Genomic DNA, 24,820 nt, shown 5'->3' on the forward strand with positions numbered 1-24,820 from the left:
GGGCCAGCAACCGTCGGAGCATGGGTGGGAATGGGCTGGCTGGACGGAAGGCCCGCTTGCACGCCCTGAGATGTAGCGGTTCGTGGTTCTTGCCACGGGCGCCAAAGAACCGCCGTGGCGACCACGGATCCAATGACGATAGTTGCTGCCACACCTATGAACCCGTACTTCCTGCGTGTGAACGCACCCTGCTTTGTCAATGCCCCGGATTCGGGTGGTGATTCATGAAGGGGTATTGATTCAGAGCGCTGGGAACATAAAGCTGGCCTTGTCGGGTGCGAGGCGCCTCCGGCCGGCGACAGACCGGAGAGCGCACGTGCGAAGTCGGTGACCCGTTGGAAACGGTCCTCCGGCTTCTTGGCTAGTCCTTCAGCCAACACCTCATCCAGTGCCGCCAATTCAGGGCGATTAGCCGAGAGTGACGGTGGGGGCGAGTTGAGGTGGTGGCTGATGACCACCGCGGGGTTGGAGTGCGGGAAGGGCTGTGTTCCGGTCAGCAGGTGATACGTGGTGGCGGCCAGCGCGTAAAGATCGGCACGCCCGTCGGTTTCCTCCCCCATGAGTTGCTCAGGCGCTGCGTAAGCGACGGTCCCGACCGCCGTATTCGTCGTTGTTAGCCCGCTTATGTCATCAACGCTGCGGGCGATGCCGAAATCCGCTAGAACCACGCGCTTTTCGTCGCTTGAGTCTGCGTTGGTGAGCATAATGTTGGCTGGCTTGATGTCCCGGTGCAGCAGGCCTTGCTTGTGCGCGTAGTCAAGCGCGCCAGCAAGAGCGTTCACTATCTCGACAACGTGTTCGTACGGCATTCCGGCTGGATATCGCTTGGTCAACACGCGTCCGAGGTCTTTGCCGTCGACGAAGTCCATCGAAATCCACAATTGCCCGTCATGCTCGCCACGGTCGTGGACACCGACGATACCGGGATGCCACAGCGTGGACGCCAGGTCCGCTTCTCGAATGAAGCGAGCCCTGTATCCGTGATCGTTGGACCAGTCGCGGGGAAGAAGCTTAAGCGCGTCGCGCCGGGGCAGCCTGGGATGTTGGGCGAGGTACACCTCGCCCATGCCACCGGACCCCAGTAGCCGGATAATCCGGTAGCCCGCAAAGGTGTCCCCGCTGTTCAACGGCATGCCGGGATTTTAGAACTACATCCACGAATGTGATTGGGTGTTAACAGACGCGCCGTTCTCGTATGCGGTCTCGGTGCGGTACGTTGTCGCAGCCCGTGAGTTCGAGTCTTCGACCCGTGATCGCCCACCTTGTCTCCGCCCGCTGCGCCACGAGGAACTTCCCAACGTCGTCTCGATGGAACAGCTCATCGCACTGGCCGACGCGGCTGGTCTGTCGATGCCGCACATGGCCATGGCGTTTGCGATCAGTCATCCCGGGGTGTCCAGCGCCATTCTGGGAGCGCGCACCATGGAGCAACTTGAGGACTTGCTCTCGGGCCTCGACGTGGTACTGACCGACGACGTGCTCGATCGCATCGACGAGATTGTCCCGCCGGGCAGCGACGTCGGCACATTGGACCAGGCCTACGTTCCTCCGGCTATGCAGCTCACCGAACTCCGTCGTCGGTCACTCAACAACCGGTGTGCGATCGACCGGCCCGATGGCCGCCAAGACAGCTGTCGATTCTCAAATTGAGTGTCATTTGCGATCCTGCTGAGCTGCGGCGATTCAGCACGTCTCACCTCGCGTCATCTGCAAGTAGTCTCAACCCCGTGTCATTTCTGCCATGGGCTCGAACCGATCTGCGCCAAGGCGAGTTGCTGGACCCATATTCGGGCAACCCCATATGTGGAGTGGGCGTACGACGTTGTCAGCTGAGGATTTTTAGCGCTTCGAATCTGTAGTTCGAACTAGAGAAGGCGGGAGAGTTCTTCAGGGTACGGCTAAACGGACGTCTCCTGTTGTAGACGCGTGTGGTGCGGGTCCCGGACGGTTCGGAAGGGGTCCACTTGGGCGCGCTGTGGTGGCGAAGTCGATCCAGTCCGTTCGCATCCTGCGCAAGAGCTGCTCGTATTCGTTCGTTGCGTCCGCACCTGCTGCGGGGTGGCAGGTGATGTCGTCTCGATTGTCCCGTCGATCGGAGGCAGAAAGACGCGGCCGTTATTACAGTTCACGCCACCGCAAAGGTGCTGTCCCAGTAGCTCACTAAGGTGGCGGGATGGTCGATGTCCGCAGCTTGACTGTCGTGGTCGACGGTCTTCGTTCACCGGTGATTGAGGCCGGCGATCCAGATGGGCGTGAAGCAGTCGTTTTTGTGCATGGGAGCCCCGGCTGCGGTGGTGAGTTCACGAAGTTGGTCTGCGAGACGGGCAAGTTTGTTCGTGCGATCGCCCCGGACATTCCCGGTTTCGGTCAAGCTGACAAGCCCCACCCGCGTCACTTCATCTACGACGTACCGAACATCGGCGTGCACTTGGTCAAGCAGCTTGACGCGCTGGGTGTGGAACGCGCGCATTTCGTGGGCCACGACTTCGGCGGGTCATGGGCGATGTTTGCATCGCTGTATGACCCGATGCGTGTGGGGTCACTGTCGCTGATCAATGCCGGACTCATGCGCGGCATGCGTTGGCATGGGATGGCGCGGCTCTACCGCACACCGCTGGCAGGAGAAGCCTTCATGGCGATCGCCAACGAGTGGGGCTTTAAGCGCGCACTGCAAGCTCTGCCGACTGCCGATCTCGAGGTGATGTGGCGCAACTTTGATCGTCACAGCCGCAGAGCTATCCTCGCGCTTTACCGTGCGACTGATATGGAGACTCAGACCGCCCAATTGCCGCAGGTGCGCTTGTTTACCACGCAGTGGCAGTCGATCGTGATCTTCGGCGCTGACGATCCTTATCTGCCGACAAAGTTCGCTGATCGCAACCGCGAATCGCTGCCGAACGCGAGCGTGCACATGATCGACCGAGCGGGCCACTGGCCGCACCTGCAGGCGCCAGAGCGCCTCAGCGAGTTATTGATTCCGTTCCTTCGTGAGCAGGTCACCACGGACCGGGCTACCACCTAGCCTGGACCTCATGCCCGTGGTTCTTTTCAGCGGGTTGGGAAAGCCTTCGGCGCGAGTCTGAGCCAGCCGACCTGGGGCGGGTCTTCGCGTTAGTCGGGATGTGTGCCCGCCGGAGGTTCGTCGAAGAATCTGAGGGCGCTGTGGTGTTCGTGCGCGATACGGCGCAGGCTCAGTAGCAGCTGGCCGAATACGACCTGGCCTATCACCATTTGTTGCACAACCGCATCGCGGTCCTCTATGCGCTCGGCCGTATTCAGCCTGCCGACCTCATACGCGGCGAGGGCGTCGATGAGTCCCAAATATGTTGCCGCGTGGTTCATGTCGAACATCGCACTCAAATCGAGGACTACCCCGAGCAGACCCGCAAGATGGTCGATCGCTGGTGATTCCGGACGCACGCGTGTCCAGCCGGCTTCCTGCACTACCTGCGTAGCGAGCGCCCGCATTTCTGCGTTCACCGCGCCCGGTGTGCGCACCAGTGCGTCGTAAGCGGCTCCGTTCATTTCGTGCGTCGACAGCGATTCGTTGTCAATCGCATCCACCACTTGCTTGAGATCAGATACCGGTATGTCACCGACCTCGCGCAACACGCGCAATAGTCGCAGTCGTGCCACATGCCGGTCGCCATATTCCGCGCGCCTCTCACCCATCTTGTTTCCGGGCGGCAGCAGACCCTCACGCACGTAGTACTTGATGGTCGCCACCGTTACGCCTGACTGCTCGGCAAGCTCAGAGATGCGCACTAAGCCCCTTCCACTGCTGGGTTGACAGCACCTGGTGGATAGCTTCACTATCCTCCAGTGGATATTTCCACTATCTAGCTTAGATCTGCCGTGACAGTGGGAGGACGATGTGACCGGCTCTACCGATCGGAAGCTCGCGGAACTGCGCATGCGGCTACGCACAGCGCAGGAGCCGGGTGGAGCACAGGCTGCAGCAAAGCGCGACGCCAAGGGTGTTCCGAGCGCTCGGTCCAGGGTCCTGGCGCTGCTCGACCCCGGCAGTTTCCTGGAGATCGGCGCCCTCGTCCGCACACCGGGAGATCCCAACGCCCTATACAGCGACGGCGTCGTCACCGGCTACGGGACCATTGCGGGACGACCCGTGGGAGTGTTCTCGCACGACCAGACTGTCTTCGGCGGCAGCGTCGGCGAGATGTTTGGCCGCAAGGTCGCCAAACTCATGGAATGGTGCGCGCGGTCCGCGTGCCCGATCATCGGCATCAACGACTCCGGCGGTGCCCGCATCCAAGACGCGGCGACATCGTTGGCGTGGTACGCCGAGTTGGGTTACCGCCACGAGATGCTGTCCGGTTTGGTGCCACAAATCTCGCTGATCGTGGGTAAATGTGCTGGCGGGGCGGTGTATTCGCCGATTCAGACCGACCTCATCGTGGCCGTCCGCGACCAGGGATACATGTTTGTCACCGGCCCCGACATCATCAAAGACATCACCGGCGAAGTCATCACCTTCGACGAGCTCGGCGGCGCCGACGCGCAAGCGCGCTACGGAAACATCCATCAGGTCGTGGAGTCAGAGGCCGCGGCATTTCAGTACGTCCGAGACTTCCTGGCCTTTCTTCCGTCGAACTGCTTCGACGAGGCACCGATCGTGAACCCGGGCCTTGAACCCGAGATCACCTCCTACGACCTGGAACTGGACACCATCGTCCCCGACGCCGACAACACCGCCTACGACATGCACGAAATCTTGCTGCGCATCTTCGATGACGGCGACTTCCTGGAAGTCGGCGGCCAGGCCGGGCTCGCCATCATCACCGGCTACGCCCGCATCGATGGGCACCCGGTCGGCGTGATCGCCAACCAGCCAATACATATGTCTGGGGCCATCGACAACGAGGCTTCCGATAAGGCCGCGCGGTTCGTCCGGTTCTGCCACGCACTCAACACGCCCCTGGTATTCGTCGTCGACACGCCAGGATTCCTACCCGGCGCCGCGCAGGAGAAAAGCGGCATCATCAAACGCGGCGGGCGATTCCTCTTCGCGGTCGGGGAAGCCGATGTCCCGAAAGTGACCGTGACCATCCGCAAGTCCTACGGCGGCGCGCACGCCGTGATGGGATCCAAGCAGCTCGCCGCTGACCTCAACTACGCCTGGCCCACAGCCCAAATAGCCGTCATCGGAGCTGAAGGCGCCGCCCATCTCCTGGTCAAACGGTTCCCGGACCCCACCGCTCCCGAAGTACAGAAGATCAAGGCCGACTTCATCGCCGGCTACAACACCACTATGGCAACACCCTGGATCGCCGCAGAACGCGGCTACATCGACGCCGTGATCCAGCCCCATGAAACCCGCCTACTGCTCAGAAAGTCGCTAAAGCTATTGCGGGACAAACAGAATCACGGCCGCGTGCTCCGCAAGACTGGACTAACCCCCATCTAACCCATACGACTGCGCAAGATGAAGGACCGGCCGTGTGGTCGCCGCGTACAGGCACCACGCCTTCAGCCACAGGCAAAGCCCGTGATCTCACTTCAGTGTCCAAATGACAAGCGGATGACAGCCCACTTGAGAATATGACCCCGCGAATGAGAATCTACAGTGACGGCGGCGGCGAGATTTATCGCGCCATATTCGTAAACCGCGAAAAATGCAGCTGGTGCGCGACGGTGATATTCGCCGTCGGGCCATTTCGGTGCTTGCCCAAAATAATATCGGCTTCACCGCCGCGGGGGTCGTCGCGGTCAATTGCGTCGGGCCGATGCAAGAGCATGACCATATCCGCATCCTGTTCCAGGCTACCACTTTCACGCAGGTCAGAGACTTGAGGGCGCTTGTCGGTACGTTGTTCCGGGCCACGGTTGAGCTGGCTGATTGCCACGACCGGGACATCCAATTCTTTCGCCATCAATTTCAGGCTACGCGAAAAGTCCGACACTTCTTGCTGTCGAGATTCGTATTTCTTTCCAGAGCTCATCAGCTGCATATAGTCGACCACTACGAGACGTAGATCCGCTTTCTGAGCCAGCCGTCGGCCCTTTGCGCGGATTTCCATCATGGTCAAGTTCGGCGAGTCATCGATGTAGAGCGGCGCCTCGCTGATCTCGCTCATGCGGCGAGCGAGACGGGTCCAGTCGTCGTCGCTCATACGACCCGAACGCATATCGCCCAGCTTGATTTTCGCCTCGGCCGACAGCAGCCGCATGACGATCTCGGACTTGCTCATTTCGAGCGAGAAGATGACGCTGGCCATCCGGTGCTTGATCGAGCAGGACCGCATAAAGTCAAGTCCCAGAGTCGATTTCCCCACACCCGGCCGCGCGGCGATGATGATCATCTGGCCGGCGTGGAGTCCGTTGGTGATCTCGTCGAGTTCGGTGAAGCCGGTGGGGACACCGCGGGCGATACCGCCTTGGGAGGCGATGGCGTCGATCTCGTCCATCGTCGGCTGCAGGAGGTCCTCGAGGGGCACGAAGTCCTCGGAGGCGCGGCGTTCGGTGACGTCGTAGATCTCGGCCTGCGCGCGGTCGACCACCTCGGTGACGTCGGCGCCGTCGGCCCCGGCGTAGCCGTACTGGACGACGCGCGTGCCGGCCTCGACGAGCCGGCGCAGCAGTGACTTCTCGGCCACGATGCCCGCGTAGAAGCCGGCGTTCGCGGCGGTGGGCACGGTGGAGATCAGGGTGTGCAGATAGGGCGCCCCGCCGATGCGGCGCAGCAGGCCGCGGCGGTCGAGCTCGGCGGCCACGGTGACGGCGTCGGCGGGCTCGCCACGCCCGTAGAGGTCGAGGATCGCGTCGTAGACGTTCTGGTGGGCGGGACGGTAGAAGTCGCCGGGACGCAGCCGCTCGAGCACATCGGCGATGGCATCCTTCGAAAGGAGCATGCCGCCGAGGACGGCTTGTTCGGCGGCCATGTCCTGCGGGGGCTGGCGACCGAATTCCTCGCTTGGCGGCGGCCCATCCATACCGGCATGCCCATCCGGATGTCCCAGGTCGTCCACGACAGCCAACGGACTACCCACCCCCTCACGAGACCTGCCCGGCCGACAAGCTCGAACGTGTATTCGAATCGGTACTGCAACTGTAAAACAGGGCGCTGACAAGTCGTCGAAATGGCGCCGCGACGCAACACGTTAGGCGTTGCTGGAGGCCTCCAAAAGTCGGCCTGTTGATGAACCTGTGGATGGCATGGGGATATCTGTGGGCAGGCGTGTTGACTCGTTGGGGAGAACCTGTGGATTACCGCGTTGTGATCCACTGTTTTCCGAGGTCAGGATGCCAGAGACCCGGTGGATCACTGTGGATGGGAAGTTCCTCGGCGTGTCGCTGCTGGTTGCCGTCTCGGGCGTGTTGTGTTTCGCGGAAGGGCCGCCTGGGTTAACAGTCGGTTAGCTTCGCTGTCGAGGTTTTTACGCACAGTGTTCGCCAGCCGGGACAGCAACGCCCGGGTAAGGAGGCTAAGGTCCTCACCCGGGCGTATCAACGCTGGCGGTACTACGCGGCGACTGGCCCGCTACTCACTCAGCCACGACGTTCAGCGACACCTTGGCTTCGACGCCAGTGTGCAGCTTCACGGTCACCGGATGCGTGCCGACGGACTTGATGTGCGCCTTGGGCAGCTGCACGGTCCGCTTGTCGAGATTGGGCCCGCCGGCCTTCTTGATCACCGACACGACATCAGCCGCGGTGACCGAACCGAACAGCTTGCCGGTATCGGCAGCGGCGTTGACGGGCAGCGACACCTCGCCGAGGTTCTCGAGCGCGGTCTTGAGCTCGTTGGCGTGCTCGAGGCCACGGATGGCCTTGGACTCGCGGGCCCGGCGGATCTCGTCGGCCTGGCGCTCGGCGCCACGCGACGCCACGATCGCCAGCCCACGGGGCAGGAGGTAGTTACGGCCGTAGCCGTCCTTGACCTCGACGGTGTCGCCTGCGACACCCAGGTGCTCCACCTCAGCGGTGAGAATCAGCTTCATTTGTCTCTCCGTTCCTGGCTCTAGCGCGTCGACGAGCCGAACGGCAGCAGAGCCACCTCACGGGCATTCTTGACCGCGACGGCGACGTCGCGCTGATGCTGGACACAGTTACCGGTCACCCGGCGGGCACGGATCTTGCCGCGCTCGCTGATGTAGGTACGCAGCAGTGCGGTGTCCTTGTAGTCGATGACCTGCCCCTTGCCCTTCTTGGAGCAGAACACGCACTTACGGGTCTTGACCGGCTTTTCCGGTGCCGGCCGACGCTTGTTGGTCTTGGCCATTGGTTATCTCTTCCTTGCAAAAAAATTCGTTGTTGATCAGAAGGGCGGCTCGTCGTCGGCCCCGCTGAACGAGCCCGACGCCGGGGCGCTGCCCCATGGATCGTCCTTGGGCTCGGACTGGCGCGACCCACCGCCGCCGCCACCGCCGAAGCCGCCGCCACCCCCGCCGCCGCTACGGCTGGCCTTGTTGACCTTGGCCGTGGCGTAACGCAGGGACGGACCGATCTCGTCGACCTCGACCTCGACAACGGTGCGCTTCTCACCCTCGCGGGTTTCGAAGGAACGCTGCTTGAGCCGCCCGGTGACGATCACCCGCGAACCGCGGGTCAGGCTTTCGGCCACATTTTCGGCGGCCTCACGCCAGATGTTGCACCGCAGGAACAGGGCCTCGCCGTCCTTCCACTCACCGCTCTGGCGGTCGTAGATGCGCGGCGTCGACGCAACGGTGAAGTTGGCGACGGCAGCGCCGGACGGCGTGAATCGCAGTTCCGGGTCGGCGGTCAGGTTTCCGACAACGGTGATGGTGGTGTCACCAGCCACGAGATCCTCCTGAGTGGACGGACAGTTGGGCGCGAGCCTACGCAACCTGCATGACAGGCTGCAGCGCTTCGCCTAGTGCTTGTCGGTCCGCAGCACCTTGGTCCGCAGCACCGACTCGTTCAGGTTGAGCTGACGGTCGAGCTCGGACACGGTGGCCGGCTCAGCCTTGACGTCGACGACGGCGTAGATGCCCTCGGCATGCTTGGCGATCTCGTACGCCAGCCGGCGACGGCCCCAGATGTCGACCTTGTCGACAGTCCCGCCGTCCTTGCGGACGACGTTCAGGAACGTCTCCAGCGAGGGAGCTACGGTGCGCTCGTCAAGTGTGGGGTCGAGAATGACCATGATTTCGTATGGACGCATTAGAACCTCATCACCTCCTATGGTCGTCGCGGCCACGGCGTGTTCCGTGGCAGGAGGGTCGCCTGCGTCGGCAACCGGCCCAGGCTACCTGAACACGCCCTGAACTGCGAAATCGGTGCTGTCCGGGGCTGCCGTCTGGCGTTAGGCTGAATTCCTTGTCCATGCAGGTCCATCTAGCCGAGGCGGTTGCGTGAACTATCCGAACGGGCCCTACGGCCAGGGATACCCCGGGCAGCCCGGCTATCCCCAGCAGCCCGGCTATCCCCAGCAGCAGCCCAACTACCAGCAGCAGGGCTATCCTCAACAGCCCGGCTATCCGGGCGCCTACCAGTACCAACCCATGCAACCTGCCTCACCGAGTGGCGGCACCGCGATCACCGCGATCGTGCTGGCCGGGCTCGGCACGTTGGCGAACCTCGGCGGTGGTCTGCTCGGCCTGATCGGGCTCATCGCGCTCAGCAACGACTCGGCGTTCGAGTCCGTGTCAGACGTCTCCGGCGGAGTGTTCGCCGTGCTGATCCTCGGGGTGTTCGCGAGCATCGTGGCCGGACTGCTGCTCCTGGGCGGGACGATAACGCTGATGCAACGCAAGATGATCGGGCGCTGGCTCGTCGTCTCGGGGTGCGCCATCACCATGCTGGGCAGCCTGCTGAACCTCGGCCTGAGTGCCGCCGTCATGGCCCGCTACGAGACCTACGGCGGCGGTAACGGATATGCCGTGCTCGGCCTGATCTTCCCGATCGCGACGCTCGTGCTGGTGTTACTGCCGTCGACGACCGCGTGGATCCAGGCGAAGCGCAATCCCGTTGCGCCGCAGTACTATCCGCCGTATCAGGGCTGAGTACCCGCCGAGGCGGGCTCGGGTTCGGGATCGGGCCTGGGTTCGATCCGCACGCGGCCCGCGGATGGCCGAAGCCAATCAGGCAGCCAGCGCGGCGGGTTGTCGGGTGCGCCGTCGAACACGCCGCCGGTCGGGTCATCGATGCGCCCGCCCCACCGGACCAGGTCCAATTCCGGTCGGTAGATCTGCCGGATCACCAACGCACACAGCACGATCACAGCGATGTCGCGCAGTAGCACCGTGGTGGTGAACCACTGCTCGGGCAGGCCCTTGTTGGCCTCGCCGTAGAGGTAGAGCATGCGCGGTATCCACACGAGCGCATCGATCGTCATCCACGCCAACAGGATTCGGCGATGCGGTAGCGCCAGCACGGCCAACGGCACGAGCCACAGCGAGAACTGCGGGCTCCACACCTTGTTGGTCAACAGGAACGCCGCGACCACGAGGAACGCGAGTTGCGCGACGCGCGGGCGCTTCGGCGCGGTCAAGGCGATGTAGCCGATCGCGATACAGCACGCCGCGAACAGCATCGCCGTCACGGTGTTGAGCACCGTCGGCGGCTCCCAGAAGCCGAGCTCCGGATCGAACCCGCCCCAGTTGGTGAACGACTTCACCACGTTGTACAGCGAGTCCATGTCGTCACCGCGGCGGGTGTTGAGCCGGAAGAACTCCGACCAGCCCCGCGGGAACAACACCATGATCGGAAGGTTCACCACCAACCAGGTCAGCACCGCCGTCAGCGTGGTCTTGCCGACCTCGCGGAGCCGGCCCGCCCGTACCGCGAGCATCACGAGCGGCGCCAGGAGCAGCAGCGGATAGAGCTTGGCCGCGACTCCGAGCCCGATCAGCGCACCGGCCAGCACGGGTTTTCGCCGGGCCCAGGCGAGCATGGCCCCGGCCGCGGCGGCGGTGGCCAGCGCGTCGAAGTTGGTGAAGATCTGGAAGATCACGATCGGGGACCCGGCCACCAGTGCGGCGTCCCACACGCGTCGGCCCGCCATTCGCGACGTCGCCCAGATCGTCGCCATCCACGCGAGCGCCAAACCGAACGCGGCGATGTTGAAGAACATCACGACCTCGGCGACGATCGGGATCGCCACGAGTTTGGTGAGTGCGGTGTACGTCTTCGCCAACGTCATCGAGACGTATTGGTAGACACCGGTGATCACCGGATATTCCATGTAGCGGATCGCCGGACTGCCGTCGTACTGCACCCGTGGCTTGCCGGAGCCGTCCTTCTCGATCCAACTCGACTTGTAGGGAAACTTCCCCTGGTTCAACAACTCTGCGGTGTAGAGCGGGACGGTGTCGGAGTAGCAGAGCTCGTAGTAGGCGCGGTTGTTCTCCCAGTTGGCCACCCGCTGCCCGGCGGTGCCGGACCCGGTGCTCTGCAGGCAGGCCGCCTTGGTCGTGTAACCGAGCGCCAGGAACACCACCGCGATCACGAGCATCGCGCGCAGCGGCGTCATGAACCGCGACCGGCCGATCAGCGCATGCCGACCGACCGGGCCGCCGATCACCTGTGACAGCGCCGAACTCAGACCGTCGGTGCGGCTGGGCAGGTCGCGGTCGTCGGCGCTCCGCAGGTCCCCCGCGAGCGGCTCCGGCGATATGCGGTCCGTCACGGAGGCGGCGGCTGTGCCGGACCACCCGGCACGACCGGGACACCCGGCGCACCCGGCGCCACAGGCACACCCGGAGCGCCTGGCGGCGGTCCGATCGGCACGGTCGTCGGAGGCCCGATCGGGATCGTGATGCCCGGAGCCACCTCGATGGTCGGCTGGATGACGGTCTGCGACGGGACTGTGGGGATGGTCGGCGGACCGGATGTCGGCGGTCCGGCCGGCGCGGCCGGCGCCTGCGGCACACCCGCGTAGCCGCCGATCTCGGTCGGCTTCGGGAAGGACTCGTTCTCGGTGTCCTCCAGCGCGCCGTCCATCGTGGCCTTCCAGATGTCGGACGGCAGCCCGGATCCGTAGACCGGTGAACCCCATTGGTTCTCAAGCGGTTTGTCGCCACCGGTGGTACCCACCCACACCGCGGTCGACAGCGACGGCGTGTAACCCACCATCCAGGCGTCGCGGTTGGCGCCCGTGTCGCCGAGCTGGTTGGTTCCGGTCTTCGCCGCCGATGGACGCCCGCCCGCGAGGTTGTGCCCGCGCGAGTACCCGGCGATCGGCTGCATCGCCGCGGTGACGTTGTCGGCCACGGCCTTGTCGATGCGCTGTTCGCCGTTGTCCTGCTCGGACGCGTCGAAGAGCACCTGCCCCGAGGAGTTCACGACCTTCTGCACGAAGTGCGGCTTGTGGTAGACGCCCGACGCCGCGAGCGTCGCGTAGGCGGAGGCCATGTCGATGACGCGGGACTGGTACTGGCCGAGCACCACACCGTTGTTCGGCGGGCCGCCCTTGCCGTCCTCGGACAGCGTGTGCTCGACGCCGGGGAAGCTCTCGGCGACGCCGGCCTCGTGCGCGGCCTTGGCGACGTCCTCGGGTCCGTTCTGCAGCTTGAGCATCAGCCGGTAATAGCTCGTGTTGAGCGAGCGTTTGAGCGCCTCGGCGATCGAGCAGGTGCCGCAGCCCTCACCTTCGACGTTGCCGATCTTGATGCCGTTGACCGTGAGCGGCGAGCTGTCGATCTGGTACCCCAGCCCGATGCCCTGCTGCAGCGCGGCCACGAGCGCGAACACCTTGAACGACGAGCCCGTCGGCAGCCCGGCCTGGGCGAAGTCGAACCCGTTGGCGTCCGATCCGCCGTAATAGGCCTTGACCGCGCCGTCGCGTGGATCGATCGACACCACCGCCGTCCGCATGTCGGGATCCTGGCCGTCCATGTACTCCGCGACGGCCTCCTCGGCAGCCTTCTGCGCCTTGGGGTCGATCGTCGTGGTGATCTGCAGACCCTCGGTGTTCAACGCCTGCTCGCTGATGTCGAACAGATCGAGGAGTTCCTTGGTGACCTGGCGTTCGATGAGCCCGTTGGGCCCGGTGGTCTGGTTCTGCTGGGTGGCCTGATCGGGCGGGATCGTCGGCGGGAAAACCTGTGCCTTGCGGTCACTTTCCGACAGCGCGCCGATGTCGACCATGCCGTCGAGCACCCAGTTCCACCGGTCGGCGGCACCTTCGGGGTCCACGGCGGGGTCGAGCGTCGAGGGCCGCTGGATCAGTGCGGCCAGCAGTGCGCCGTCGGCGACGGTGAGCTGTTCGACGGGTTTTCCGAAGTACGCCTGCGAGGCCGCCGCGATCCCGTATGAGCCGCGGCCGAAGTAGATGATGTTCAGATACGCCTGCAGCACAGAGTCTTTGGACCACTCACCGGCCATCTTGGTCGAGATGACCAGCTCCTTGGCCTTACGGACCAAGCCGCCGACACCGGAACGCTCGTCGCCGACGAGTGCGTTCTTGACGTACTGCTGGGTGATCGTCGACCCGCCCTGCAGACCGCCGCCGCCGAACAGGTTGTTCTTGATGGCCCGCAGGAAGCCCGTGAACGAGAAGCCCGGGTTGGAGTAGAAGTCCCGGTCTTCTGCGGCCATCACCGCGTCGCGCACGTGCACCGGAATCTGGTCGATCTTGACGTCGACCCGGTTGCCTTCTGGCGGCACGATCTTGGCGATCTCACTGCCGTCGCTGGCCAGGATGGTCGAGACCTGGGCGGTGCGGATGTCGCCGGGCTGCGGGACGTCGACGATCATGTAGGCCATACCGAAGGTCACCAACGGCAACAGCACCATGACCGCCACCGCGGCGATGGACCCGCGGCGCACCCACTTCCAGTTGATCCGGAACTGCTTGCCCGGCTTGGGCGGCTTCGGACCCGACGGGCCACCGGGTCCCGACGGTCCGCCGCCGCCCGGCGGGGGCGGCGGTGGTTTCGGGGGCGGCGTGCCTTCCAGCGCGGCTTTGACGACGTCGATCTGCGCCGGGCCGCCGTCACGGACGGGCGGCAGCACAGTCGTCAACCGGTCGTCGGGCGGGACCCCGGGTCCGGAACGAGCCGGCCGGGCCGGTGGCTTCTGGCGTGCACCAAGGCGGTCAGCCGCGTTACGGACGTCGTTGGCTGACCGGCTGTGGCGCCCTTCGCTATTCACTGGCCGTGCGCGCGGACTTGCGCGCAGATCGGGTGCCGCGCGCCTTCGGAGGCCGAGGGGCGCCGAGCACGTACGACTTCACCAAGTGATTCCAACTGCAGGTCCGACATACCTCCACCACGTGTACCGCGAACTCGTCATAGCGGCTGGCCAGCATCACCAGCTCCTCTGCCGTGCGTGCCGATCCCGACACTGGACCCAGGTGTTCCCCGAACACCCAGGAAACCAACGTGAGCTGTTCTTTGCGACAGATCGGGCACATCACCGAGCTCTGCTTGCCGTGGAATTTCGCGGCACGCAGCAAATACGGATTGGCATCGCAGACCTCCGACACACCCGTGCGGCCCGAGTAGACCTCGGCCAGCAGGGACCGGCGCCGAAGCGCGTAGTCCACCACCTGTCTCTGCAATCGCACGATGACCAGAGTACGTCGGCACCCCAGAGACCGAGGCGCGACCGCGTCACAGCTCATACGATCATCCGCGTGGCAACCCGGCAGACCTCGGCTACACGCGCCAAAGACAGCGATCGCAACGACACCTGCAAAGTGCTCGACAGCGCGCTGAGCGAGGGCCAGCTGTCGATGGAGGAGCACCGCCAGCGCGTGAGCGCCGCCACCAACGCCACCACACTCGGCGAGCTGGCGGCCCTGGTCGCCGATCTGCAGAACTCCAACGCGCCGGTCCAGCTGCCGACACTCAAGCAACCGCGGCGGCCCGGTTCAGGTGGCTGGGGATTCAAGCTCGCGACGGCCGTGGTGCTGGTGCTGCTCGGTATGGGCATCGGCTGGGGCCTGTACGGCAACACGTCCTCGCCGCTGAGCTTCCAGACCGACCCGGGCGCCAAAGCCGACGGCATCGCCGCCGAGGTGCTCACGCCACCCCGGCAGTTGCAGAGCCTCAACGGCGTCAACGGGCTGTTCCAGCAGATGCGGAACAAGTTCGGCAACACGATGGGCTACGAGCTGCACATCGACCCCGATTCGGCGATGTTGTACCGGCCCGACCCGCAGGACAGCCGCAAAGAGGTCTACTACCGCTATGTGGGCGGGTGGGGTGACCCGCAATCGCCCGACGCGGTCGACCAAGAGGACCGGTTGGTCGACCTCGCGAAGTTCGACGTCGAGAAGGCGCTGGCCATCCTGCGGGGCGCACCCGAAACGCTCAACACCAAGCCCGAGGACGTGAGCAGTTCCTGGCTGCGCATCACCCCGTCGGGAGACCCGTCGACGCCCGAACTCGTCAACGTCGAAGTGATCGTCAGCAGTGATTTCGGTGGCGGAACCATCGACCTCTATCCGGACGGCACGGTCAAAGAGATCTACCGCAGCAGCCGCTGACACGCCGCGTCACGCTGGCGTGACGCCCGGCCTCGCGCGCCACTCCAACGTGACAAAGCAATTACTTTGTCATCCCGGCTTGGCACTCAATATATCGGCGCGATACAGTTGGCCGAGGTGTTGATTCGTCGTAGCGACAATCCATAGTTCGGTTGAGGGGGTGATTTACGTGCTGGAGCTCGCGATTCTGGGTCTTCTGCTCGAATCGCCCATGCACGGCTACGAGCTGCGCAAGCGACTGACGGGTTTGTTGGGGGCTTTTCGGGCGTTCTCGTACGGCTCGCTCTATCCGGCACTGCGCCGCATGCAGGCCGATGGGCTGATCGTCGAGGACGCCGCACCGCAGGGGGCGACGAAAGTGCGCCGCGCGCGCCGGGTCTACCAATTGACCGACGCCGGCAAGCAGCGGTTCACCGAGCTCGTCGCCGACACCGGACCGCAGAACTATTCCGACGACGGATTCGGTGTCCACCTCGCCTTCTTCAACCGCACCCCGGCCGAGGCCAGGATGCGAATTCTGGAGGGGCGCCGCCGCCAGGTGGAGGAACGCCGGGAAGGTCTGCGTGAAGCAGTCGCGCGGGCCAGCAGTTCGTTCGACCGGTACACCCGCCAGCTCCACCAGCTGGGTCTGGAGTCCAGCGAACGAGAAGTCAAATGGCTCAACGAGTTGATCGCGGCGGAACGCACAGCGCAGGGACGCCCCGAAAACACCTGAGCACCGCCATGACACCACAACATAGGCCGCTGGCCGAGCAGTACGGAACGAGTAAGGAGACCGTCCATGTCTGAGCACGCAGGAGAAATCCGGGTCGCCATTGTCGGCGTCGGCAACTGCGCATCCTCCCTTGTGCAGGGCGTGCAGTACTACCAGAACGCCGACGAGAACACGACCGTGCCCGGCCTGATGCACGTCAAGTTCGGCCCCTACCACGTCCGGGACGTGAAATTCGTGGCCGCGTTCGACGTGGACGCCAAGAAGGTCGGCTTCGATCTGTCCGAGGCCATCTTCGCCTCCGAGAACAACACCATCAAGATCGCCGACGTGCCGCCGACCAACGTGACGGTGCAGCGCGGCCCGACCCTCGACGGCATCGGCAAGTACTACGCCGACACGATCGAGGTGTCCGACACCGATCCGGTCGACGTCGTCAAGGCGCTCAAGGACGCCAAGGTCGATGTCCTGGTCTCCTACCTGCCCGTGGGTTCCGAAGAGGCCGACAAGTTCTACGCCCAGTGCGCAATCGACGCCAACGTCGCGTTCGTCAACGCGCTGCCGGTGTTCATCGCCTCGGATCCGGTGTGGGCCAAGAAGTTCGAAGACGCAGGCGTGCCGATCGTCGGCGACGACATCAAGAGCCAGGTCGGCGCGACCATCACCCACCGCGTGATGGCCAAGCTGTTCGAGGACCGCGGCGTACAGCTCGACCGCACGATGCAGCTCAACGTCGGCGGCAACATGGACTTCCTCAACATGCTCGAGCGTGAACGCCTCGAGTCCAAGAAGATCTCCAAGACGCAGGCCGTCACCAGCAACCTGCAGCGCGAGTTCAAGACCAAGGACGTCCACATCGGCCCGTCCGATCACGTCGGCTGGCTCGACGACCGCAAGTGGGCCTACGTGCGCCTTGAGGGCCGTGCCTTCGGCGACGTGCCGCTGAACCTGGAGTACAAGCTCGAGGTGTGGGACTCCCCCAACTCGGCAGGCGTCATCATCGACGCGGTCCGCGCCGCCAAGATCGCCAAGGACCGCGGTATCGGCGGCCCCGTCGAGGCGGCCTCGGCCTACCTCATGAAGAGCCCGCCGAAGCAGCTGCCCGACGATGTCGCTCGCGCGCAGCTCGAAACCTTCATCGAGAGCTAGTCATCCCGCGGCTTGTGGAGTCTTATCCGTGCGCAGCACGGTTAGGGCTCCACAAGCCGCGTTTTATAAGGTCAGGCAATGAGTCTGCGTGGTCGCGAGAGCGAATGCGAGGCGCTGCGTAGTCTGATATCGACAGTGCGATCGGGCAGCTGCCGGGTGCTGGCACTGCGCGGCGAGGCGGGTGTCGGGAAAACCGCACTCCTCGAATACCTTTCGGAGCAGGCGTCAGGGTTTCGGCGCGTCCAGGTCGCGGGCGTGGAATCCGACATGGAACTCGCGTTCGCCGGCCTGCAGCAGCTGTGCGCCCCGCTGCTGACCTACCTCGACGAATTGCCGGAGCCTCAGCGCGAGGCCTTGAACGTCGCGTTCGGCCGCACGGGCGGGACGGCGCCGGATAGATTCCTGGTCGGGCTGGCCGTGCTGAGCCTGATCGCCGCGGCGGCCGTAGACAAACCTCTGCTCTGCATCGTCGACGATGCGCAATGGCTCGATCAGGTGTCCCTACAGACGCTGGCCTTCGTGGCCCGGCGCCTGCTGGCCGAACCGGTCGCGTTGGTCTTCGCGACGCGCGGCACCGGGGCACGCGACCTTGCCGGCCTCCCGGAGATGGTGGTCGAGGGGCTCTCCGACGCCGATGCGCGCGACCTCTTGGACTCCGTGCTGTTGACGGGCATCGACCCACGCGTGCGGGACCGCATCGTGGCGGAGACCCGTGGCATACCGCTGGCGATACTCGAGGTGCCGCGAAGTGTGTCCGCGACCGCCCTTGCCGGCGGCTTCTGGATCTCCGGCAAGCGCTCGTCGACCGCGGCGATCGAAGAGGAGTTCCTGCGCCGCATCAAGTCGCTGCCCGAGCCGACGCAGCGGCTGCTGCTCCTGGCGGCGGCCGAACCGGTCGGTGACGCGGCGTTGTTCGTCCGCGCCGCGACCGCGCTCGCGATTCCGGTCGACGCACTCGCACCGGCCGAAGCAGCGGGGCTCATCGAGTTCGGTGCGCGCGTTCACTTCGCGCACCCCTTGATGCGTTCAGCCGCCTACCGGGCCGCCGATCTCACCGACCGCCGCGAGATCCACCGCGCACTGGCCGACGCGACCGACCCCGAGCTCGATCCCGACCGCCGCGCGTGGCACGCCGCGAACGCCGCATCCGGCCCCGACGAATCGGTGGCGGAAATGCTGGAGACCTCGGCGGGCCGGGCACAGAGCAGAGGCGGGATCGCGGCAGCGGCCGCCTTCTTGGAGCGCGCCACCACCCTCACCGCGGACCCGGGCCTTCGCGGGGCCAGAGCGATCGCCGCCGCCCAGGCGAAACGCGACGCGGCAGCACCCGAGGCCGCCTATGAGCTTCTCGCGATGGCCGAACTGGCTCCGCTCACCAAGTTGCAGCACGCCCATATCGTGCGGATGCGGGCACAGATGGAGTTCGCGCGCAGCCGCAGCGGTGCCGCAGGCGCGATCAAGACGGGCGAAGCCGCCAAGCAACTACTCAGTGCCGCAAAGGGACTCGAAGGACTCGACGACGACTTGGCGCGCGAGACCCACCTCGAGGCACTCGCTGCTGCCATGTATGCGGGAAGGCTCGGCGGGGCAGGCACCCTGGAAGAGGTGGCGCGGGCCGCGCGAGCAGCCGTCGACCAACTCGCCGAACTGCACCGGCCGGTGGATTTCCTGTTGAGCGGCATCGCAAGTCGTATCCTCGACGGTCCCGGTGCAGGCGCTGACCACCTCCGTACCGCGCTGCAGTCGTGGAGCACCGCCGAATTGCCACGCGCCGGGCGGCACTGGCCGTTTCCGATCGCGCAGGAATCGGCCGCCCACGAACTGTGGGACGACAAGGTGCTGGCCGACATCGCCACCGACACCGTTCGGCATGCGCGCGACACCGGCGCACTCGCGGCGCTGTCACCGGCGCTCGTCTACCGTGCCGGAATCCACGTGTACATGGGCGAATTCAACTCGGCGACACGGCTTCTGGAAGAGGCGACGGCCATCGCCGCCGCGACGGGCGGTGCACCCAGGAAGTACCACACGCTCAACCTCGCGGCCTGGCGTGGTGTTCACAGCGAAGCGGCCGACCTGATCGCGAGCGCAGCCGCGGACGGCGCCGCACAGGGGGAAGGCCGGCTGCTGGGCCTCACCGAGTTCCTGTCGGCCGTCTTGTTCAACGGGCTCGGCCGCTACGCCGAGGCGCTCGCCGCTGCGCGTCGGTGTTGCGAATACGAGGATCTCGGGTTCTACAGTTGGTGCCTGTTCGAAATGATCGAGGCCGCAGCACATCTGGGCGACCGGGAGACCGGGGATTCTGCCCTGCTGCTGCTCGAGCAGCGGGCCGGCGTCAGCGGCACGGACTGGGGGTTGGGTGTGGTCGCGACCGCGCGGGCACTGCTGGCCGCCGACGAGACAGCCGAAGAACTGTTCCGCGAGGCGATCGAGCGGCTCGAACGCGGGCAGATCGCCCTTCACGGCGCGCGTGCCCGGCTGGCCTACGGCGAGTGGCTGCGACGTGTGCACCGCAAGCTCGACGCCCGCAAGCAACTCAACGACGCCTACGAGGCGTTCACCCGGATGGGTGTGCAGGGTTTCGCCGAACGAGCGCGGCGCGAGCTCGTCGCGACCGGCGAGAAGGCGCGCAAGCAGGCGATCGGTACCGGGGACGAACTGACCGCGCAGGAAGCCCAGATCGCCAAACTCGCCGGCGAAGGCCTGACGAACCAGGAGATCGGCGCGCAGTTGTTCATCAGCGTGCACACCGTCGAATGGCACCTGCGCAAGGTGTTCGTCAAGCTCGGGATCACGTCGCGCAGACAGTTGCGCACGGTCTCGTGGGCGAGCTGACCGTTTTGTAAGGTCGGTGCGTGGCCAACCCGGAGATCTCCGATGACGATCTGCTGAGGCTTGACGAGTTCGGGCTCCTGCACGAGAACGCCGAGCAGATCGGCGCGACGGGGCCGCTGCCGGCCGTCGAACGCGTCGAGCACGGACCGATCAGCGCACTGAAGTTCGGTGCCGAACCGCCACGCGTGGTGTTCCTGCACGGCGGCGGCCAGAACGCCCACACGTGGGACACCGTGATCCTGGGCCTCGGCGAGCCCGCGCTCGCGGTGGATCTGCCCGGCCATGGTCGCTCGCAATGGCGCGAGGACGGCGACTACGGGCCAAAGCTCAACGCCGAGACCCTCAAGCCGATGCTGCGCGCGTACGCACCGAGCCCGCGGCTGGTGGTCGGGATGTCGCTGGGCGGGTTGACCGCGTTGCGCATCGCCGCGACCGAACCGGGCCTCGTGCCCGAGCTCGCGCTCGTCGACGTCACGCCGTCGGCCCCCGAACGCCACACCGAGATGACCAAGGCCCAGATGGGCACCGTGGCGCTCGTGCAGGAGAACCGGACTTTCCCGAGCTTTCCGGCGATGCTGGACGTCACGATCGCCGCGGCGCCGCACCGGGATCGGAAATCGTTGCGCCGCGGCGTCTTCCACAATTCGAAGCGACTCGACGACGGCACCTGGACATGGCGCTACGACTCGTTCCGCAAGGGCGACGGCTTTGAGGGCCTGTGGGACGATGTGCCGTCGATCACGATGCCCACGACGCTGATCCGCGGCGCCAACTCGTTCTTCGTCAACGACGAGGACGCCGAGTTGTTCGCCAGGACGGCGCCGGGCTTTCGGCAAACCCATGTGGTGGCCGACTCCGGGCATTCCGTCCAGGGCGATCAGCCCGCGGCCCTTGCGCAGATCCTGCGTGGACTTCTTGATAGCTGACTGGTTCCCTGCTGTTAACCCGCTGCTAGTTCGACTCCCGTAGGTTTCCGCCGGACCCGGCCGCCCAGCCCTCGGCCGGTATCGAGCGGAAGGATCTGCGCGCGATGGCGCTTGTACCGTTGAATCTCTTTGTCACCCACCGTGGAATCTCGTCGCGTCAGCACGTGACCTGCCGCTTCCGGTGCGGCGACGCGTGTTCGAAGCCCGTGCCCAACACCAGTGACAACGAGTATTTCGGCGACATCGTGCAGCAGATGTCGCGCCGCTCGGTGCTGCAGGCCGCGGGTGTCACCGTGTTGGCCGTCGGCGCCGGGTCGGTGCTGGCCGCGTGCGGCACCGGCGACCAGCCGGACCCGACGCCGTCGCCCGCCGCCGCACCCGTCGAGACCCCGCCCGGCATGAAGTTCTCCGCCGTGGCCCCCAACACCGAGGACGCCGTCGTCATCCCCGAGGGGTACCGGCAGCACGTGGTGATCTCGTGGGGCGATCCGGTCCTCCCCGATGCACCGGCGTTCGATCTGAACAAGCAGACCGCCGACGCGCAGCGCAAGCAGTTCGGGTTCAACAACGACTTCGCCGCACTCATGCCGGTTCCCGGACAGGACAATCGCTTCCTGCTGGTGACCAACTTCGAGTACGTCACACCGCAGTTCATGTTCCCCGGCTACAACGCCGATGCCCCCACCCGCGAACAGTTCGACATCGAGATCGCCGCGATGGGCATGGGCGTCGTCGAGGTCGAGCGTGGCGCCGACGGGGCGCTCAAGCCGGTCATGGGCCGCTACAACCGCCGGATCACCGCCGACGCCCCGTTCACGCTGACCGGGCCCGCCGCCGGGACCGACTTCGTCAAGACTGCCGCCGACCCGACCGGCCGCACCGTCGCAGGCACCTTCGCGAACTGCGCGGGTGGCGTAACGCCCTGGGGCACCGTGCTTTCCGGCGAGGAGAACTTCAACAACTACTTCGGTGCCGCCGAGGGCAGCCCGGCACCCGGGCCCGTCGACGCCGATCGCTTCGACCGCTACGGCATCGCCCTTGAGCCATCGGAACTCAAGTGGGAGAACTTCGACCCCCGGTTCGACCTGGCGAAGTCGCCCAACGAGGTCAACCGGTTCGGCTACGTGGTCGAGGTCAACCCGTGGGACCCGGCGTCCACCCCGGTCAAGCACTCGGCGCTCGGGCGGCTCAAGCACGAGGGGGCCAACGTCTACGTGACCGACGACGGCACCGTCGTCGTCTACACCGGCGACGACGAGCGCTTCGACTACATGTACAAGTTCGTCTCTGCCAAGAAGGTCCAGCCCGGAACCGATCCCGCGGCCATGGCGCACAACATGACCCTGCTCGACGAGGGCACGCTCTACGTCGCCAAGTTGAGCAGCGACATCCCGGCCAGTGAGATCGACGGCACCGGCAAGCTCCCGTCGAAGGGTTCGTTCGCCGGTTCCGGCACCTGGATCCCGCTGCTCAAGTCGGGCCCGAACGGGGCGGGCGAATCGCTGGTCGACGGCTTCACCGCGCAGGAGGTCGCGGTGTTCACCCGCATGGCCGCCGACAAAGCCGGCGCCACCAAGATGGACCGGCCCGAAGACTTCGAGGCCAACCCGCACACGGGCAAGGTCTATGTCGCGCTGACCAACAACGACAAGCGCGGCACCGAGGGTAAGGCACCCGTCGACGCGGCCAACCCCCGCAACGAGAACAAGAACGGCCAGATCCTCGAGATCACCGACAACCACGCGGGCACCGACTTCACCTGGGACCTGCTGCTGGTGTGTGGCGACCCCAAGGCCGCCGACACGTACTACGCGGGCTTCGACAAGGAGAAGGTCAGCCCGATCTCGTGCCCGGACAACCTCGCGTTCGACAACCACGGCAATCTGTGGATCTCGACCGACGGCAACGCGCTCGACGCCAACGACGGCTTGTTCGCCGTGGCGCTCGACGGGCCGAATCGCGGTGAGACCAAACAGTTCCTGTCGGTGCCGATCGGCGCGGAGACCTGTGGGCCGGTCGTGACCGACAACCTCGTGACGGTGTGCGTGCAGCATCCGGGCGAGGGCGACGACTACAGCCTGGAGAAGCCGTTGTCGCACTGGCCGGGTGGCGGTGACACGCCGGCTCGGCCCGCCGTCGTCGCGGTGTGGAAGCCGGACAGCCAGATCGGCATGTGATACCGGTTCAGATGGGGAAGGCGTCTGAGTACGCTCGCGAAGGTGACCTTCCCCATCCGCATCGGCGTGCAGCTGCAGCCTCAGCACTCCCCCAAGTACAGCCACATCCGCGACGCGGTACGCCGCTGCGAGGACATCGGCGTCGACATCGCGTTCAACTGGGATCACTTCTTCCCGCTCTACGGTGATCCCGATGGCGCGCACTACGAATGCTGGACGATGCTCGGCGCGTGGGCCGAGCAGACGTCGCGCATCGAGATCGGCGCGCTGGTGAGCTGTAACTCCTACCGCAACCCGGAGCTGCTGGCCGACATGGCCCGGACGGTCGACCACATATCCGACGGCCGGCTCATCCTCGGCATCGGATCAGGTTGGAAACAAAAGGATTACGACGAATACGGCTACGAGTTCGGCACCGCGGGCAGTCGGCTCGACGATCTGGCCGAGGCGCTGCCCCGGATTCGGGCTCGGCTGGCCAAGCTCAACCCGGCGCCCACCCGCGACATCCCGATCCTGATCGGCGGGCAGGGCGAACGGAAGACGCTGCGACTGGTCGCCGAGCACGCCGGTATCTGGCACGCGTTCGTCGACCGCAACACCTACCCCGGCAAGGCGCAGGTGCTCGGCGAGCACTGCCAGTCGGTCGGGCGCGACCCCGCGACGGTCGAGCGGTCGGCCGGCGTGCAGGACTCCGGTGGCATCGACGCGATGCTCGCCGAGGCCGACGCCCTCGCCGACCTCGGCGTCACGATCCTCACGGTCGGCGCGAACGGTCCCGATTACGACCTGACCGCGGCAGAGGCGCTGTGCCGCTGGCGGGACGGCCGTGCCGGCGCCTGACGTCCGTCGCGAGCCGAACCGGCATTGACTTGGACCGTGCCGGGGCGAGCGCGTGAGAAACTGGCGCAACGCATACACCGCAGGGGGTCTGAGGCAGGGTGCCGAAGAAGTACGGGGTCAAGGAAAAGGACCAGGTTGTCACGTACATCATCAACCAGGTGATGACGGGCAAACTGCGTACCGGAGACCGCATCGACCGCAACGAGATCGTCCGTGATCTCGGGTTGAGCCGTGTCCCCATCCAGGAAGCCGTCGTGCAGCTCGAGCACGACGGCATCCTGTCCACCCGGTATCACCGGGGTGCGTTCGTCTCACGGTTCGACGAGGCGACGGTCGCCGAACATCACGAGCTCTACGGCATCCTCAACGGCATCGCGTCCGCCCGCTGCGCGGAGAACCCGACGCCGCGCATCCTCGCGCACCTCGACGACACGCTGCGCATCCTGCGCACCGCCAAGGACACCCGCTCGTTTCAGGAAGCCTGCTGGGTGTACCGCGACGCCATCAACGAGGAGTACGCCGGGCCCCGGCTCCAGGCCACGATCCGCGCCGGAAAGAGCTTCGCCCCGTCGGAGTTCTGGCTGTCCTATCCGAAGGCCAAGGTCGATTTTCTCGAGGGCTACGAGGCGGAGACCGCGGCCATCCATGCCCGCGACCCCGAGGCGGCCCGCCGCGCCTGCGTCGAGCGCGCGGACCTGATGGCGAAGATCATGATCGCCGAGCTCACCCGGCGTGGCGTGTTCGGAGACTTGCGGTCGCCTTGAGCCGA

General features: G+C 65.5%; 21 protein-coding genes and 1 pseudogene. 12 read left to right on the forward strand and 10 right to left on the reverse strand.

What is annotated here, in order from left to right:
* Positions 1-305 precede the first annotated feature (305 nt).
* Positions 306-1,133 (reverse strand): annotated as a pseudogene (locus tag AWC31_RS37780) (serine/threonine-protein kinase); the annotation flags it as partial.
* Between the two features lie 175 nt (positions 1,134-1,308).
* Here AWC31_RS37780 and AWC31_RS06780 point away from each other — a divergent pair.
* Entirely contained in the window at positions 1,309-1,650 is a 342-nt protein-coding gene (locus AWC31_RS06780) for an aldo/keto reductase (RefSeq protein WP_085143566.1), read from the forward strand.
* Positions 1,651-2,173: 523 nt separating this feature from the next.
* Entirely contained in the window at positions 2,174-3,022 is an 849-nt protein-coding gene (locus AWC31_RS06785; protein WP_085143567.1) for an alpha/beta fold hydrolase, read from the forward strand.
* 89 nt (positions 3,023-3,111) lie between these two features.
* Here the strand turns inward: AWC31_RS06785 and AWC31_RS06790 are convergent, their stop codons facing one another.
* A complete protein-coding gene (locus AWC31_RS06790; RefSeq protein ID WP_207626314.1) occupies positions 3,112-3,765 on the reverse strand; it encodes a MerR family transcriptional regulator in 654 nt (217 codons plus the stop codon).
* Between the two features lie 148 nt (positions 3,766-3,913).
* On the opposite strand from AWC31_RS06790, the gene AWC31_RS06795 reads away from it, so the two are divergent.
* On the forward strand, positions 3,914-5,425 hold the full coding sequence (locus tag AWC31_RS06795) for an acyl-CoA carboxylase subunit beta (RefSeq protein ID WP_085143569.1): 1,512 nt from the start codon (positions 3,914-3,916) through the stop codon (positions 5,423-5,425).
* A gap of 178 nt (positions 5,426-5,603) precedes the next feature.
* On the opposite strand, the gene dnaB is transcribed toward AWC31_RS06795, so the two are convergent.
* From dnaB to rpsF, 5 genes are all read right to left on the reverse strand, one after another.
* Positions 5,604-6,995, reverse strand: a complete 1,392-nt coding sequence (gene dnaB / locus AWC31_RS06800) for a replicative DNA helicase (protein ID WP_067850008.1) — start codon at positions 6,993-6,995, stop codon at positions 5,604-5,606.
* 507 nt (positions 6,996-7,502) lie between these two features.
* On the reverse strand, positions 7,503-7,958 hold the full coding sequence (rplI, locus tag AWC31_RS06810; RefSeq protein ID WP_085143570.1) for a 50S ribosomal protein L9: 456 nt from the start codon (positions 7,956-7,958) through the stop codon (positions 7,503-7,505).
* Between the two features lie 20 nt (positions 7,959-7,978).
* Positions 7,979-8,239, reverse strand: coding sequence for a 30S ribosomal protein S18 (gene rpsR, locus AWC31_RS06815; protein ID WP_067850004.1), 261 nt, complete (start codon positions 8,237-8,239; stop codon positions 7,979-7,981).
* A gap of 36 nt (positions 8,240-8,275) precedes the next feature.
* A complete protein-coding gene (locus AWC31_RS06820) occupies positions 8,276-8,779 on the reverse strand; it encodes a single-stranded DNA-binding protein (protein WP_067850002.1) in 504 nt (167 codons plus the stop codon).
* Positions 8,780-8,851: 72 nt separating this feature from the next.
* Positions 8,852-9,142, reverse strand: coding sequence for a 30S ribosomal protein S6 (gene rpsF, locus AWC31_RS06825; protein ID WP_067849999.1), 291 nt, complete (start codon positions 9,140-9,142; stop codon positions 8,852-8,854).
* Positions 9,143-9,332: 190 nt separating this feature from the next.
* Here rpsF and AWC31_RS37655 point away from each other — a divergent pair, with 190 nt between their 5' ends.
* Positions 9,333-9,983: a hypothetical protein gene (locus tag AWC31_RS37655; RefSeq protein ID WP_207626315.1), complete on the forward strand. Its 651-nt coding sequence runs from the start codon at positions 9,333-9,335 to the stop codon at positions 9,981-9,983.
* Here the strand turns inward: AWC31_RS37655 and AWC31_RS06835 are convergent.
* From AWC31_RS06835 to AWC31_RS06845, 3 genes are read right to left on the reverse strand one after another with little or no spacing between them, the layout of a single operon-like run.
* A complete protein-coding gene (locus AWC31_RS06835) occupies positions 9,974-11,596 on the reverse strand; it encodes a glycosyltransferase family 87 protein (RefSeq protein ID WP_085143641.1) in 1,623 nt (540 codons plus the stop codon). The genes AWC31_RS37655 and AWC31_RS06835 overlap by 10 nt on opposite strands.
* An 8-nt stretch (positions 11,597-11,604) precedes the next feature.
* Complete coding sequence (locus tag AWC31_RS06840; protein ID WP_085143571.1) at positions 11,605-14,073, reverse strand: transglycosylase domain-containing protein; 2,469 nt, start codon at positions 14,071-14,073, stop codon at positions 11,605-11,607.
* Positions 14,066-14,488: a DUF5318 family protein gene (locus AWC31_RS06845; protein ID WP_067850108.1), complete on the reverse strand. Its 423-nt coding sequence runs from the start codon at positions 14,486-14,488 to the stop codon at positions 14,066-14,068. Before AWC31_RS06845 ends, AWC31_RS06840 begins: the two co-directional genes overlap by 8 nt.
* 69 nt (positions 14,489-14,557) lie before the next feature.
* Here AWC31_RS06845 and AWC31_RS06850 point away from each other — a divergent pair, with 69 nt between their 5' ends.
* The 8 genes from AWC31_RS06850 to AWC31_RS06885 all read left to right on the forward strand — a co-directional run bounded on the left by AWC31_RS06850 (position 14,558) and on the right by AWC31_RS06885 (position 24,815).
* The gene (locus AWC31_RS06850) at positions 14,558-15,412 is read left to right on the forward strand and encodes a DUF1707 domain-containing protein (RefSeq protein WP_085143572.1); all 855 of its coding nucleotides are present in this window, start codon (positions 14,558-14,560) and stop codon (positions 15,410-15,412) included.
* A 169-nt stretch (positions 15,413-15,581) separates the two neighbouring features.
* Positions 15,582-16,127 carry a PadR family transcriptional regulator gene (locus AWC31_RS06855; protein ID WP_067849995.1) on the forward strand — a complete coding sequence of 182 codons (546 nt, stop codon included), beginning with the start codon at positions 15,582-15,584 and terminating at the stop codon, positions 16,125-16,127.
* A gap of 66 nt (positions 16,128-16,193) precedes the next feature.
* Complete coding sequence (locus tag AWC31_RS06860) at positions 16,194-17,273, forward strand: inositol-3-phosphate synthase (RefSeq protein ID WP_067849993.1); 1,080 nt, start codon at positions 16,194-16,196, stop codon at positions 17,271-17,273.
* Positions 17,274-17,351: 78 nt separating this feature from the next.
* Positions 17,352-20,108, forward strand: coding sequence for an ATP-binding protein (locus AWC31_RS06865; RefSeq protein ID WP_085143573.1), 2,757 nt, complete (start codon positions 17,352-17,354; stop codon positions 20,106-20,108).
* Positions 20,109-20,128: 20 nt separating this feature from the next.
* Positions 20,129-21,034, forward strand: a complete 906-nt coding sequence (locus AWC31_RS06870; RefSeq protein ID WP_085143574.1) for an Rv0045c family esterase — start codon at positions 20,129-20,131, stop codon at positions 21,032-21,034.
* Between the two features lie 104 nt (positions 21,035-21,138).
* Positions 21,139-23,211: a PhoX family protein gene (locus tag AWC31_RS06875; RefSeq protein WP_085143575.1), complete on the forward strand. Its 2,073-nt coding sequence runs from the start codon at positions 21,139-21,141 to the stop codon at positions 23,209-23,211.
* Between the two features lie 42 nt (positions 23,212-23,253).
* A complete protein-coding gene (locus AWC31_RS06880; RefSeq protein ID WP_085143576.1) occupies positions 23,254-24,051 on the forward strand; it encodes an LLM class F420-dependent oxidoreductase in 798 nt (265 codons plus the stop codon).
* A 98-nt stretch (positions 24,052-24,149) separates the two neighbouring features.
* The gene (locus AWC31_RS06885) at positions 24,150-24,815 is read left to right on the forward strand and encodes a GntR family transcriptional regulator (protein ID WP_067849986.1); all 666 of its coding nucleotides are present in this window, start codon (positions 24,150-24,152) and stop codon (positions 24,813-24,815) included.
* Positions 24,816-24,820 lie beyond the last annotated feature (5 nt).

It is taken from the genome of Mycolicibacterium wolinskyi, assembly GCF_002101965.1.
GTDB lineage: Bacteria > Actinomycetota > Actinomycetes > Mycobacteriales > Mycobacteriaceae > Mycobacterium > Mycobacterium wolinskyi.